The sequence below is a fragment of the Derxia gummosa DSM 723 genome (assembly GCF_000482785.1).
Lineage (GTDB): Bacteria > Pseudomonadota > Gammaproteobacteria > Burkholderiales > Burkholderiaceae_E > Derxia > Derxia gummosa.
In genome coordinates, this window is the sequence record NZ_KI519499.1 from 295,842 (window position 1) to 309,133 (window position 13,292).

General features: G+C 69.5%; 12 protein-coding genes. 6 read left to right on the top strand and 6 right to left on the bottom strand.

Annotated features, from left to right (window positions below; genetic code table 11):
* Window positions 1-9: 9 nt before the first annotated feature.
* From H566_RS29205 to uraH, 6 genes are all read right to left on the bottom strand, one after another.
* Window positions 10-282, bottom strand: coding sequence for an acyl carrier protein (locus tag H566_RS29205; protein ID WP_028313002.1), 273 nt, complete (start codon window positions 280-282; stop codon window positions 10-12).
* A 53-nt stretch (window positions 283-335) separates the two neighbouring features.
* Complete coding sequence (locus H566_RS26310; protein WP_051378989.1) at window positions 336-2,258, bottom strand: thiamine pyrophosphate-dependent enzyme; 1,923 nt, start codon at window positions 2,256-2,258, stop codon at window positions 336-338.
* A complete protein-coding gene (locus H566_RS0118745; protein ID WP_156924497.1) occupies window positions 2,255-3,154 on the bottom strand; it encodes an ACP S-malonyltransferase in 900 nt (299 codons plus the stop codon). Before H566_RS0118745 ends, H566_RS26310 begins: the two co-directional genes overlap by 4 nt.
* Window positions 3,155-3,162: 8 nt before the next feature.
* Complete coding sequence (locus tag H566_RS0118750; protein ID WP_084545278.1) at window positions 3,163-3,855, bottom strand: 2-oxoacid:acceptor oxidoreductase family protein; 693 nt, start codon at window positions 3,853-3,855, stop codon at window positions 3,163-3,165.
* A gap of 670 nt (window positions 3,856-4,525) precedes the next feature.
* Window positions 4,526-5,716 (bottom strand): urate hydroxylase PuuD, encoded by a 1,191-nt coding sequence (locus H566_RS0118755; RefSeq protein WP_028312644.1) that lies wholly within the window; start codon window positions 5,714-5,716, stop codon window positions 4,526-4,528.
* A gap of 10 nt (window positions 5,717-5,726) precedes the next feature.
* On the bottom strand, window positions 5,727-6,119 hold the full coding sequence (gene uraH / locus H566_RS0118760; RefSeq protein WP_051378990.1) for a hydroxyisourate hydrolase: 393 nt from the start codon (window positions 6,117-6,119) through the stop codon (window positions 5,727-5,729).
* 189 nt (window positions 6,120-6,308) lie between these two features.
* Between uraH and puuE the strand changes: the two genes are divergently transcribed.
* The 6 genes from puuE to H566_RS0118790 all read left to right on the top strand — a co-directional run bounded on the left by puuE (window position 6,309) and on the right by H566_RS0118790 (window position 13,228).
* Complete coding sequence (gene puuE / locus H566_RS0118765) at window positions 6,309-7,250, top strand: allantoinase PuuE (RefSeq protein WP_028312646.1); 942 nt, start codon at window positions 6,309-6,311, stop codon at window positions 7,248-7,250.
* Between the two features lie 110 nt (window positions 7,251-7,360).
* Window positions 7,361-9,124, top strand: a complete 1,764-nt coding sequence (gene uraD / locus H566_RS0118770) for a 2-oxo-4-hydroxy-4-carboxy-5-ureidoimidazoline decarboxylase (protein WP_028312647.1) — start codon at window positions 7,361-7,363, stop codon at window positions 9,122-9,124.
* 20 nt (window positions 9,125-9,144) lie between these two features.
* Window positions 9,145-10,392, top strand: a complete 1,248-nt coding sequence (locus tag H566_RS0118775) for a M20/M25/M40 family metallo-hydrolase (protein ID WP_028312648.1) — start codon at window positions 9,145-9,147, stop codon at window positions 10,390-10,392.
* 166 nt (window positions 10,393-10,558) lie between these two features.
* Window positions 10,559-11,605: an ABC transporter substrate-binding protein gene (locus tag H566_RS0118780; protein WP_028312649.1), complete on the top strand. Its 1,047-nt coding sequence runs from the start codon at window positions 10,559-10,561 to the stop codon at window positions 11,603-11,605.
* A gap of 7 nt (window positions 11,606-11,612) precedes the next feature.
* Complete coding sequence (locus tag H566_RS0118785; protein ID WP_051378991.1) at window positions 11,613-12,449, top strand: ABC transporter ATP-binding protein; 837 nt, start codon at window positions 11,613-11,615, stop codon at window positions 12,447-12,449.
* A gap of 17 nt (window positions 12,450-12,466) precedes the next feature.
* Complete coding sequence (locus H566_RS0118790; protein ID WP_034412233.1) at window positions 12,467-13,228, top strand: ABC transporter permease; 762 nt, start codon at window positions 12,467-12,469, stop codon at window positions 13,226-13,228.
* The last annotated feature ends 64 nt before the right edge of the window (window positions 13,229-13,292 follow it).

The following is a 13,292-nucleotide window of genomic DNA, read 5'->3' on the forward strand; positions in this document are numbered from 1 at the left end:
GCTCCCGCCTCAGGCCGCGACCGGCTTGGCGACGGTCAGCAGATAGGCCGCCAGCGTCTCGATCGACTTGAAGTGGCGCTTGACCTCCTCGTCCTGGTTCAGGCGCACGCCGAAGGCCTTTTCGAGGCCGAGCACGAGGTCGAGCACGTCGACCGAGTCGATGCCCCAGCCGTCCTCGGCGAACAGGTCGGCGGTGTCGGGATCGGCGATGTCGGCCGGGTCGATCTCCAGGCGGTCCTGGATGATTTCCTTGATCTTGGTCTTGATGGTGTCGAGGTCCATGGTGGCTCCGTGGTGGTGGTGATGAAGGACTTGCGGGGATGAGCGGGCGCGGTTCAGCGCTGCTCGCGTTCGAGGCGGTCGGCGAGGCGTGCGAGCCCCGGCCGCGCCCGGATGAAGCGGATGACGCGCGACCATTCGACGCGCGCCAGGACGGCATCGAGCCAGTCCCAGCCGGTGCGCGTGGTCATGGGCGCGATCGCCCGTTCGGGACAGGTCTGGCTGCACATGCCGCAGCCGACGCATTCGTTGCTGATGCTCATGACCGGGCGACCGTCGGCCGCGCTGGCGCGCACGAGGCTCGGGCAGTCGGTGCGGGCGACGCACTGGTTGCAGCCGGTGCAAGCGCTTTCAATGACCGTGTAGCGGAAGTTGGTCGGCCCCTTGCGCGGGCGGGCCTGCACGCATTCGCCCTTGAGCACGAGCACGTGGAAGCCGTCGCTGGCGAAGGCGTGGTCGAGCGCGGCGTCGATCGCCTCGGGATCGAGCGCGGGCACGACCACGGCATTGGCCACGCCGAGCGCATGCAGCAGGTCGAGCCAGGCTTCGCCGGTCAGGCGCGGGCTGGTCTGCTGGAAGCCGGTCATGGCCGTGCCCGAGTTGTCGAGCACCATCAGCACGCCGCGATGGCCGTTCTGCACCGCCGTGATGACACCCGGGATGCCCGAGTGGAAGAAGGTCGAGTCGCCGATGACGGCCACCACCTCGCGCCCCTTGTCGGGCTGGGCCAGCAGATAGCCCTGGAGGATGCCGACGCTCGCGCCCATGCAGAGGTTGCTGTGCAGCGCGCGGAAGGGCTCGGTGGCGCCGAGGGTGTAGCAGCCGATGTCGCCCACCACATGCACGCCGCGACGGTGCAGCACGTCGAAGGGACCGACATGCGAGCAGCCGGCGCAGAAGCCGGGCGGACGCGCCGGCGCGGTGACGACGGGCACGTTGATCGGCACGAGATGACGCGGCCGGTCGCGCTCGACGACGGCGCGCGCCGGGCCGAGGCCGGGCAGGCCGAGGCCGCGCAGCCGCTCGATGCGGAACTCGCCCACCAGCGCCTCGGGGCCGAGGTCGATCACGTCGAGGCCGAGCGCGCGCACCGCGTCCGCCAGCATCGACGAGCCTTCCTCCGTCACCACGAGCCGGTCGCAGCGGCGCGCGAACGCGCGCACGCGGTCGGCATTGAGCGGATGCGGGCAGCCGACCGCCAGCAGCGGCACCGAGCCGTCGAGGTTTTCCTGCACGGCGGCGAAGGTGGTGCCGGCGCAGATGATGCCGAGCGGATGCCGGCCGGTATCGGGCTCGGGCCAGAACTCCTCCATCAGCCCGCCGGTATCGGCCGAGGTCGCGAGCTTGCTCAGTTTGGCCACGAGCGCGCGGCGCCGCGCCGGCACATGGCTCGGCAGCAGCAGGAACTTGCTGACCGGGCCGGCGAATCCGCCCGTCATGGGCACGTCGCGCCGCGCCGAGGTCACGACCAGCTGGCTGCCGTAGCAGAGCTGGGTCGTCAGGCGCACCAGCACCGGCGTGTCGTGGCGCTGGCTGATCTCGAAGGCCAGCCGCGTGAAGGCGAGCACCTGCTGGGTATCGGCCGGCTCGAGGATGGGCAGGCTGGCGGCGCGGGCGACGAGGCGCGTGTCCTGCTCGTTCTGCGAGCAGGACGAGCCGGGGTCATCGCCCACCACCACGACCAGCCCGCCGCGCACGCCGGTGTAGGCCAGGTTGTAGAGCGCGTCGGCCGCGACATTGAGGCCGACATGCTTCATCACCACGAGGGCGCGCGCGCCGGAGTAGGCGACGCCGGCCGCGACTTCGAGCGCGACCTTCTCGTTGGTGGCCCAGCGGCAATCGACTTCGCCGAGGCGCTTCATCTCGTCCATGACCGAGGTGACGGGCGAGCCGGGATAGGAGGTGGCGACATGCACGCCGGCTTCCCAGGCGCCGCGCGCGGCGGCCTCGCAACCGGACATGAGGCGGGTGGTGCTCATGCGCGCTCCTTGCGGCGAAGGTGGTCGGTGAACTCGATGTCGAGCTGGGGGCAGATCCAGCGCGTGAGCTGGGTCAGCACGCGGTTGGGGCCGACCTCGACCAGCTCGTAGCCGCCGGCCTGGATGAGCCGCTCGACCATGTCGAGCCAGCGCACCTGCTGCCAGGGCTGGGTCTCGACCAGGGCGAGCGCGGCGGCGCCATTCGCCACCGGCCGCGCGTCGATGTGCGACCAGAGCTGGCGCCGCATCGGCGCGGGACGGATGCCCAGACGCGCGGCCAGACCGTCGAGCTGCGGGCGCAGCACGTCGAGCCGGCGCGAATGGAAGGGGATGTGCGTCGGCAGCTTCATGAGGCCGAGCAGCGCGGCGCCGAGTTCGCACTCCACCGCCGCGAGCTGCTCGGGGCTGCCGTGCAGCACATGCTGGACCGCGTTGTTGGCGCAGAGGATCTCGACGCCGGTGGCCGCCGCGACGCGGGCGAAGTCGGCCGGCTCGCGCAGCGTGACGATCGCGACCTCGCCGTCGTCCTGCGCGAAGGCGGCATGGCCGATGAGGAAGACATGGGCGATCAGGTCGAGCGAGGCGGCTTCGTCGATGACGCCGGCCGCGACCAGCGCCGCGTACCAGCCGAGGCTGTGGCCGCAGCAGGCGGCGGGGTCGAGCGCCGCGCCGGCCACCCGCCACCAGGCGAGGTTGAGCGCGTGGATATCGACCTGGAGGTCGAGTTCGGCGCGCGCCTCGGCGGGCAGCGCGGCCACGCCGGGGATGGCGGCGACGCGCGCCTGCGCGGCGGCGAGGGCGGCGGCCTGATCGGGATGGGCGGCGACGAAGCGCTCGACCATCCGGCCGTACTGGGCACCGAGGCCCGGGAACATGACGACGACAGCGGCTTGCACGGATGACCTCAGGCGGCGGCGAGGTGGGCGAAATCGGGCGCCTCGGCAGGGCGGGCGCGGCAGAAGGCGGGCAGCGCGGCGCCGTCGATGGCGGCATAGCCGTGCTCGAAGGCGGCGTGGTTCATCGCGCGGCTCGCGGCGGGCACCTGGCTGTCGAGCAGCGCGAGGCAGTCGGCGCGGCCGAAGCCGAGGCGGCGGACGAAGGCGCCGAAGGCCACGGTGGCCGAGGCGTGGGCCGGATGGCCGTGCTCGGCCAGCCAGTCGGCCATGCGCAGCTCGGTCACCTCGGCGCCGGCCTCGCGCAGCACGCGGGCCACTTCATCGGGCGAGACGAGGGGTGCCTGCTCGGCTTGGCCCGAGGGGCGGATGACGAGGTCGGACACGACGCAGCGCGTGCCCGGGCCGATGTCCTGGCGCCAGCGCAGCGCCTCGCCCGATTCGAGCACCAGCATCAGGTCGAGCGGCGCGCCACCGAGCAGCGGCGAGCGCACGCGGTGGCCGGCGCGCAGCGTGGCGCGCACCGGCGCGCGGCGCTGGGCGATGCCGCGCGTCTCGGTGCTGACCACGCGGGGGTAGCGACGCTGGAGCGTGGTGGCGATCAGCCGGGTGAGGCCGACCACTCCGAGGCCACCCAGCCCGGCGACGCCCAGGCTGAGCGGAATTGCTGAAGACGACTGCGCGACGGCGGAATTGACTGACATGGGAACACCCGATTCGATTTGCGCCAGTGCCGGATCGAATTCGTTTCCGTATTCGTATCCAGCGAATGAGCAAATTGAACCACGGTGTTAAAGCCGTTTCCAATACGGCTAAAAGCGTCAGATTATTTTTGTGCAACCTTGGAATTGGTGAGTCATCCGTTGGATGCCCCGAGGCTGGAAATGAAGCACCGAATCCATTCGCATCGCCCCATGCAGAAACCGGCTAACCGATAGGTCACCGTTTGCAATTTCCGATCATTTCGCCGTCGATCGACGCAGGTGATCTTGATACCAGATACCGGCGATCCAATTCATGCGACCAATGCGGGATTGACGAAGTTTTGTGTGTCGAAATTCGATCCGCCGACAAATGGCGGGATTTGGCGGCCGAATAACCCGATCGATGACCGGACACCCGAAATCGCGGCAACAGCGAATAGGACCGTCTTTTTCGTAGCCTTGAGGCCATTGCCCGCATTTCCACCGTGCGAATCGTCACGAAGCGGCACCGCCGCCGTTCTTCACGACGTGCGCCGAATTGGGCCAATGCGCACGCGAGCTTCCCGGTCCTGCCGGCCACGACTGCCGGCGGCGAATGCGGCGCGCCATGACGAAAAAAAGCCCGGCCGTCTCTCGACGGGCCGGGCCTCGCGGGCGCGGTGCGCCGGGCTCAGTCGCCCTTGGCGCCCGCGAGATACCAGCGGCCGAGCAGCGCCCGCTCCTCGTCGGTGATGCCGGTGGCGTTGTTCATCGGCATGAGCTTCTGCACCACGGCCATCTGATAGACCTGCTGGGCGTGCGCGAGCAGGTTGTCGCGGGTGTTGAGCATCACGCCCTTGCTCGCGAGCTGGGGGTTGTGACAGAGCACGCAGCGCTCGCCGACGATCTTCGTCACCTCGGCGAACGTGGGTGGCGGCAGCTCGGCGACGACCTGGGCCCGGGGCGCGGGCGCGAGCCAGACGATCACGCCCGCGATCAGCGCGCAGCCCGCCGCTGCCCACCGCCACGCGCCCGGCTGCGCCGTGTGCCGCTTCACGAAGTAGATGCGGATGAGCGCGCCCGCCGCCATCAGCACGTCGAGCACCAGCCAGTTGAGCGGATGCGCCCAGACCATCGAGTAATGGTTGGACAGCATCGCGAACAGCACCGGCAGCGTGAAGAAGGTGTTGTGCACGCTGCGCTGCTTGCCGCGCTTGCCGAACTTGGGGTCGGGCTTCTGCCCGGCCTGGAGCGCCGCGACCGACTTGCGCTGGCCCGGGATGATCACGTGCGCGACGTTGGCGCTCATGATCGTCGCGAGCATCGCGCCCGTGAGCACGAAGGCCGCGCGCCCGGCAAACCAGTGCGCCGCGAGCCAGGACGCGGCCACGACGTAGAGCGCGACCAGCGCACCGACGATCGCGTCGCCATGCTTCATCTCGCCGAAGAGCTTGCAGATGAGGTCGTACACGACCCAGCCCGCGACCAGATAGCCGAGCGCCATGCCCACGGCCTGCGCGGGCGTCCAGTCGGCCACCGACTTGTCGACGAGGAAGCTCGTCGCGTTCAACAGGTAGAGCACCGTCAGCAGGCCGAAACCGGTCAGCCAGGTGCTGTAGCTCTCCCAGTAGAACCAGTGCAGCGGGCCGGGAATGTGGGCCGGCGGCGTGAGGAACTTGCGCGCCTGGTAGAAGCCGCCGCCGTGCACCGACCACAGCTCGCCATCGACGTTGTCGGGCAGGTCGTTGCGGGCGGGGCGGCGTTCGAGGCTGTCGTCGAGCCAGACGAAGTAGAACGACGAGCCGATCCAGGCGATGGCGGTGATGACATGGGCCCAGCGCAGCAGCAGGTTGGCCCAGTCGAGCAGGTAGGAGGTGTCCATGGAGATCGCTTCAGGAGCCGCGGTAGGTGGAGTAGCTCCACGGCGTGACGAGCAGCGGCACGTGGTAGTGCGCGTTGACATTGGCAATGCCGAAGTCGAGCGGGATCTTGTCGAGGAAGGGCGGTTCGGGCAGATCGAGGCCCAGGGCGCGGAAGTAGTCGCCGGCCGCGAACACCAGCCGGTAGCGGCCCGCGACCAGCTCGGCGCCGGTCAGCAACGGTGCATCGACGCGGCCATCCGAATTTGTATGCACCTTTTTGATGATCGACCAGCCGGATGGCCCAAAAAAGTGCAGCTCGATCGCCAGATCGGGCGCAGGCTTGCCGTGCATGGTGTCGAGAACATGGGTCGTGAGGCGGCCATGCCCTTGGGAAACTGACTTTTCTGCGGGATCGGAAGGCATCTTGGCGACTGGGTTGGAGTGGACGGCGAATGGCGCGGAAATTGCGTTCGATTGTATACACTTTGATCGTAACAACCCGCCGACCGGAAGCGGCTGAACCGCCGCCGAGACGCGAATTCCGTACCACCGAAAACCGCTCCCACCTCGCCCATGACCACATCGTCGCCCCTCGTCCGCAACGTCAGCACGCTGGCTGGCGAACCCGACTATCCGCGCGACCTGATCGGCTACGGACGCAATCCGCCCCACGCCAACTGGCCCGGCAAGGCGCGCATCGCCGTGCAGTTCGTCCTCAACTACGAGGAGGGCGGCGAGAACTGCGTGCTGCACGGCGACCCGGGCAGCGAGCAGTTCCTGTCCGACATCATCGGCGCGGCCGCCTATCCCGACCGCCATCTGAGCATGGAGTCGATCTATGAATACGGCTCGCGCGTGGGCGTGTGGCGGCTGCTGAAGGAATTCGAGAAGCGCGGCCTGCCGCTCACGGTGTTCGGCGTGGGCATGGCGCTGGCGCGCCATCCCGAGCTGACGCAGGCCTTCTGCGAGGCCGGCCACGAGATCGCCTCGCACGGCTGGCGCTGGATCCACTACCAGAACATGGCGCCCGAGATCGAGTTCGAGCACATGAAGCTCGCGACCGAGAGCATCCGCGCGATGTGCGCCCCGCACGCGAAGGAAGCCTGGCCGCTCGGCTGGTACACCGGCCGCGACTCGCCCAACACCCGCCGCCTGCTGTGCGACCTCGGCGGCTACGAGTACGACAGCGACTACTACGGCGACGACCTGCCGTTCTGGACCACCGTCACCCGCAGCGACGGCACGGCCGTCAAGCACCTCGTCGTGCCCTACACGCTCGAAGCCAACGACATGCGCTTCGCCACGCCCCAGGGCTTCAACACGTCGGAGCACTTCTTCCAGTACCTGAAGGACAGCTTCGACGTGCTCTACGCCGAGGGCGACGAGAGCCCGAAGATGCTGTCGGTCGGCATGCACTGCCGGCTGCTCGGGCGACCGGGCCGCATCCGCGCGCTGCAACGCTTTCTCGACCACATCGAGGCGCATGACCGCGTGTGGGTCTGCCGGCGCATCGACATCGCTCGCCACTGGCGCGAGCATCACCCGGCGGCCTGAGCGGTGCGCGCCTCCCTGCCTCGCCGCGTCCGGCCGTCGCGCGACCGCGCCGCCGCGTCGCGCCCGACCGCCTCGACCTCGCGCCACCGCGCCCCGACCGGAGACCGCCCATGGACGGCCTGACCCTCGCCACGCTCAACACCCTGCCGGCCGACGAGGCCATCGCGCGCCTGACCGGCCTCTACGAGCATTCACCCTGGGTGGTCGAGCGCGCGCTGAAGGACCGGCCCTTCCAGTCGGTCGCCCAGTTCAAGGCGGCGCTCGCGCGCGCGGTGCGCAGCGCGCCGCGCGCCGACCAGGTCGCGCTGGTGCGCGCGCATCCGGAGCTGGCCGGCCGCGCCGCCATCGACGGCAAGCTCACCGCCGAGTCCACCGGCGAGCAGCACCGCGCCGGCCTCACGCGCTGCACGCCGGAGGAATTCGCGCGGCTGCATGAGCTGAATGCCGCCTACAACGCGCGCTTCGGCTGGCCCTTCATCCTCGCGGTGCGCGGCGCCCACGGTCGCGGCCTGACGCCGCCGCAGATCATCGGCGAGTTCGAATCGCGGCTCGACCAGCCGGCCGACATCGAGCTGGGCGAATGCCTGCGCCAGATCGACCGCATCGCCGAACTGCGCCTGAACGACCTGCTCGACAGCCATCCCGCGCGCGGCCTCGCCGTGCTCGACCTCGCCGACGAACTCGCGCGGCACAGCGATTCGCCCGACGACCTCACCGTCATGTGGCTGACCGAGGCCCACCGCGCCGCCGGCCGCCTCGTCGCGCAATGGATGCGCGACTTCGGCTTCGACGAGGTGCGCGAGGACGCGGTCGGCAACATCATCGGCCGCTACCGGGCGAGCCTCGACGGCGCGCCGGTGCTGCTGACGGGTTCGCATTTCGACACCGTGCGCAACGCGGGCCGCTATGACGGCCGGCTCGGCTTTCTCGCGCCGATGGTCGCGGTGCGCGAGCTGGCAGCCGCCGGCAAGCGCCTGCCCTTCGACCTCGACGTGATCGCCTTCGCCGACGAGGAAGGCGTGCGCTTCGGCTCGACCTTTCTCGGCTCGTCGGCGGTGGCCGGGCAGTTCGATGCGCGGGTGCTCGATGCACGCGACGCCCAGGGCATGACGGGCCGCGAGGCGATGCTCGGCGCCGGCCTCGATCCCGAGCGCATCGCCGAGGCGGCCTACTCGGCCCACAGCGCCGGCAAGCCGATCAAGGGCTTCGTCGAGATCCACATCGAGCAGGGGCCGGTGCTGCTCGACCACGACTTGCCCGTCGGCGTGGTCACGTCCATCAACGGCAGCGTGCGCTACCGGCTGTCGTTCAAGGGCCTCGCGAGCCACGCCGGCACCACGCCAATGGGCACGCGCCGCGACGCCGCGCTCGCCGCCGCCGAATTCGCGCTCGCGGTGGAAAAGCGCTGCGCGCGCGAGCTGCATCTGGTCGGCACCGTCGGCATCCTCGAAGTGCCGGGCGGATCGATCAACGTGGTGCCCGGCAATTGCGACTGCACGCTCGACGTGCGCGCGCCCGGCGACGCCCAGCGCGACGCCGCCGTCGCCGACCTGCTCGCCATCGCCGACGAGATCGCCGCGCGCCGCAACGTCACGCTCTGCAAGCAACTGCTGCTGCGCGCCGCCGCAGCCCCCTGCGACCAGGCCTGGCAGGACCGCTGGGCCGCCGGCATCGATCGGCTCGGCCTGCCCGTGTTCCGCCTGCCGAGCGGCGCCGGCCATGACGCGATGCGCATGGCCGACCTCTGCCCGCAGGCGATGCTGTTCGTGCGCTGCGGCCACAACGGCATCAGCCACCACCCGCTCGAAATGCTCACCGCCGACGACGCCGAACTCGCGGTCACGCTCTTCCTCGACCTGCTCGATCACTGCTGAACCGCAGCACCCCACACGCCATGCAAGACACCCTCAAGCAATTCATCGACGCCGAATTCGAAGCCTCGGTCGCCTTTCTCGCAGAACTGGTCAAGCAGCCGTCCGACAACCCGCCCGGCGACTGCCAGCCGCATGCCGCGCGCGCCAAAGCGCTGCTCGAAGCGCTCGGCTTCACGGTCGAGGCGCATGTCGTGCCCGACGCCGACGTGAAGGCCGTCGGCATGATCAGCGCCACCAACCTCATCGTGCGCGAGCGCTTCGGCGACGGCGGCCCGACCATCGCGCTCAACGCCCACGGCGACGTGGTGCCGCCCGGCCTCGGCTGGAGCCACGGCCCCTACGACGCCGACATCGTCGACGACCCGGTGCACGGCCGCGTGATGATCGGCCGCGGCGTCGCGGTGTCGAAGAGCGATTTCGCCACCTACACCTGGGCGCTGCTCGCGCTGCGCGCCGCCGCCAAGGCCGGCCTGCCGCTCAAGGGCAGCGTCGAGCTGCACTTCACCTACGACGAGGAAACCGGCGGCGAGATCGGCCCCGGCTGGCTGCTCGCCCAAGGCCTGAGCAAGCCCGACTTCGCGATGTCGGCCGGCTTCACCTACAACATCGTCCAGGCCCACAACGGCTGCCTGCACACCGAGGTGACGGTGACGGGCAAGCAGGCCCACGCCGCGATGCCGCATACCGGCGTCGATGCGCTCGAAGCCGCGACGCATGTGCTGCAGGCGCTCTACGCCCACCGCGCGACGCTCGCGCAACGGCCGTCGAGCGTCGCCGGCATCGCCCATCCGACGCTCAACATCGGCCTCATCTCGGGCGGCATCAACACCAACGTGGTGCCCGATCAGGTGAGCTTCCGCATCGACCGCCGCATCACGCCCGACGAGAACCCGGCCGAAGCCGAGGCCGAACTCGGCGCCGTCATCGACGCGGCCGCGCGCTCGCTGCCCGTGCCCGCCAGCGTGAGCCACCGCCGCATCCTGCTCGCGCGTCCGCTCGCGCCCCAGCCCGGCATCGAGAAGCTCACCGGCGCGATCCGCAGGCACGCCGCCGAAGTGCTCGGCTGCGAGGTGACCGTGGGCGGCGTGCCCATCTACACCGACGCGCGCCACTACGCCGAGCGCGGCATCCCGACCGTGCTCTACGGCGCCGGCCCGCGCACGCTGCTGGAGGCCAACGGCCACAACGCCGACGAGAACCTGCGCCTGTCCGACCTGCGCAAGGCCACCGAGATCGTCGCGCGCGCCTGCGCCGACCTGCTCGGCTGACCGAGCGCGGCCCTGACGTGCAAGCGCTTTCAGGGCCGACCGATCCCGCTGCCTGCCTGATTCCCGGCGCCGCCACGCGCGACCGGGCACGACCTGTGCAACCCCACGAAACGCTTTCGTCCCGCCGGCCGCCGCACGCCGGCCCTTCCTCATCCACAGAGACATCATGACCACGCCCCGCCGCAGCTTCCTCAGCCGTCTCACCCATCTCGCCGCCGCCTGCGCGCTCGCCGCCGGCCTCGCGCCCGCCGCGCATGCCGAGACGCCGGTCAAGTTCCAGCTCGACTGGCGCTTCGAGGGGCCGAGCGCCCTCTTCCTCGTGCCGGCCGCCAAGGGCTACTTCAAGGCCGAGGGCCTGGACGTTACGGTGGACGCCGGCAACGGCTCGGGCAATGCCGTGAACCGCGTGGCCTCGGGCGCCTACGACATGGGCTTTGCCGACCTCGCGGCGCTGATGGAATTCGTCGCCAACAACCCGACCGCGCCGAGCAAGCCGGTCGCGGTGATGATGGTCTACAACAACACGCCGGCCGCCGTGCTCGCGCTGAAGAAGTCGGGCATCAAGACGCCCGCCGACCTCACCGGCAAGAAGCTCGGCGCGCCGGTGTTCGACGCCGGCCGCCGCGCCTTCCCGATCTTCAGCAAGGCCAACAAGGTCGGCGCGGTCGAGTGGGTGGGCGTCGATCCGGCGCTGCGCGAGACCATGCTCGCCAAGGGCGATCTCGACGCGATCACCGGCTTCAGCTTCACCTCGCTGCTCAATCTCAACCAGCGCGGCATCAAGGACGAGGACATCGTCGTGATGCCCTATCCGCAGTACGGCGTGAAGCTCTACGGCAACGCGATCATCGTGTCGGACAAGTTCCTCAAGGAGCATCCGGAGGCGGTCAAGGGCTTCCTCAAGGCCTTCACCAAGGGCATCAAGGACGTCATCGCCAACCCCGAGGCGGCGATCGCCACCGTCAAGCAGCGCGACGGAATCATCGACAGCAAGCTCGAAACCAAGCGCCTGCAACTCGCGCTGAACGCCACGGTACTCACGCCCGACGCGAAGGCCGAAGGCTTCGGCGACGTGAACCCGGCCCGGCTCTCGCTCATGGGCAGCCAGGTGTCGGACGCCTTCTCGACCAAGTCGCGCGTCGAGGCCGCGAGCGTGTGGAACGGCAGCTTCCTGCCGCCCGCCGCCGAGCGAAACATCTTCCCCGCCAAGTGAGGCCCGCATGAGCGCCGTCACCTCCCCCGCCGCGCCCGTGGCCGCCGCCGGCAGGCCCTTCGTCGAGTTCGACCATGTCTGGCTCGCCTACAACGACGAGCTGCTGGCCCAGAACCAGTTCGCCGTGGAAGACATCGACCTGAAGATCGGCGAGGGCGAGTTCGTCGCCATCGTCGGTCCGTCGGGCTGCGGCAAGTCCACCTTCATGAAGCTCGCGACGGGGCTGCGCATGCCGTCGAAGGGCAACATCGTGATCGCGGACCGGGAGGTGAGCGGGCCGCTCAAGTTCGTCGGCATGGCCTTCCAGGCGCCGACGCTGCTGCCCTGGCGAACCACGCTCGAAAACGTGCTGCTGCCGCTGGAGATCGTCGAGCCGCACCGCTCGCAATTCCGCGCCAGGCGCAAGGAATACGAGGCCAAGGCGATCGACCTGCTGAAGCGCGTCGGCCTCGGCGGCTACGAGCACAAGATGCCGTGGCAGCTCTCGGGCGGCATGCAGCAGCGCGCGTCGATCTGCCGCGCGCTCATCCACGATCCGAAGATGCTGCTGCTCGACGAGCCCTTCGGCGCCCTCGACGCCTTCACGCGCGAGGAGCTGTGGTGCCTGCTGCGCGACCTGTGGACCGAGCGCAAGTTCAACGTGCTGCTGGTGACGCACGACCTGACCGAAGCCGCCTTCCTCGCCGACACGGTGTACGTGATGAGCAAGAGCCCGGGCCGCATCGTCGTGCGCCGCGAGATCGACCTGCCCCGCCCGCGCGACCTCGAAATCACCTACACGCCCGAGTTCATCGGCATCGTCCACGAACTGCGCAGCCACATCGGCGCGATCCGCAAAAGCTGAATCGGGAGCACCTCTTCATGCTGAAACAGAAAACCCTCGAAAAGCTCGCGCCCTGGGCGCTGCTGGTCGCCACCATCCTGCTGTGGCAGATCCTCTGCGTCGCCTTCGACGTGTCGGAGTTCGTATTCCCGAGCCCGCTGCAGATCTGGGATTCGCTGGTCGAGTTCGGTGGCGAGATCGCGCGCCATGCCTGGCGCACCTTCTGGGTGACGATGGCCGGCTTCGCGCTCGCCATCGTGGTGGGCGTGGTGCTCGGCTTTCTCATCGGCACCTGGCGCGTGGCCTATGCGGCGCTCTATCCGCTCATGACCGCGTTCAACGCGCTGCCCAAGGCGGCCTTCGTGCCGATCCTCGTGGTGTGGTTCGGCATCGGCATCGGGCCGGCCATCCTCACGGCCTTCCTGATCTCGTTCTTCCCGATCATGGTCAACATCGCGACCGGCCTCGCCACGCTCGAACCCGAGATGCAGGACGTGCTGCGCGTGCTCGGCGCGCGGCGCAGCGACATCCTGTTCAAGGTGGGGCTGCCGCGCGCGCTGCCCTATTTCTTCGCCTCGCTCAAGGTGGCGATCACGCTGGCCTTCGTCGGCACCACGGTGTCGGAAATGAACGCCGCCAACGAGGGCATCGGCTATCTGCTGGTGTCGGCCGGCTCGGCCATGCGCATGCCGCTCGCGTTCGCGGGGCTGGTGGTGGTGGGCGCGATGGCGATGGTGATGTACGAGCTGTTCGCGGTGGTGGAGCGCAGCACGACGGGCTGGGCGCATCGGGGCGGCTGACATGCGACGGGCGAGCAGCCTCTGTGCGGCGTGCAAGACAGCGGCGACTGCAGGGCTTGTTGCC

Coding starts and splice junctions, on each gene's coding strand:
- H566_RS29205 (WP_028313002.1), bottom strand. CDS start 282: ATGGACCTCGACACCATCAAGACCAAGATCAAGGAAATCATCCAGGAC.
- H566_RS0118775 (WP_028312648.1), top strand. CDS start 9,145: ATGCAAGACACCCTCAAGCAATTCATCGACGCCGAATTCGAAGCCTCG.
- H566_RS0118790 (WP_034412233.1), top strand. CDS start 12,467: ATGCTGAAACAGAAAACCCTCGAAAAGCTCGCGCCCTGGGCGCTGCTG.
- uraH (WP_051378990.1), bottom strand. CDS start 6,119: ATGCCTTCCGATCCCGCAGAAAAGTCAGTTTCCCAAGGGCATGGCCGC.
- H566_RS0118755 (WP_028312644.1), bottom strand. CDS start 5,716: ATGGACACCTCCTACCTGCTCGACTGGGCCAACCTGCTGCTGCGCTGG.
- H566_RS26310 (WP_051378989.1), bottom strand. CDS start 2,258: ATGAGCACCACCCGCCTCATGTCCGGTTGCGAGGCCGCCGCGCGCGGC.
- uraD (WP_028312647.1), top strand. CDS start 7,361: ATGGACGGCCTGACCCTCGCCACGCTCAACACCCTGCCGGCCGACGAG.
- H566_RS0118780 (WP_028312649.1), top strand. CDS start 10,559: ATGACCACGCCCCGCCGCAGCTTCCTCAGCCGTCTCACCCATCTCGCC.
- H566_RS0118750 (WP_084545278.1), bottom strand. CDS start 3,855: ATGTCAGTCAATTCCGCCGTCGCGCAGTCGTCTTCAGCAATTCCGCTC.
- H566_RS0118785 (WP_051378991.1), top strand. CDS start 11,613: ATGAGCGCCGTCACCTCCCCCGCCGCGCCCGTGGCCGCCGCCGGCAGG.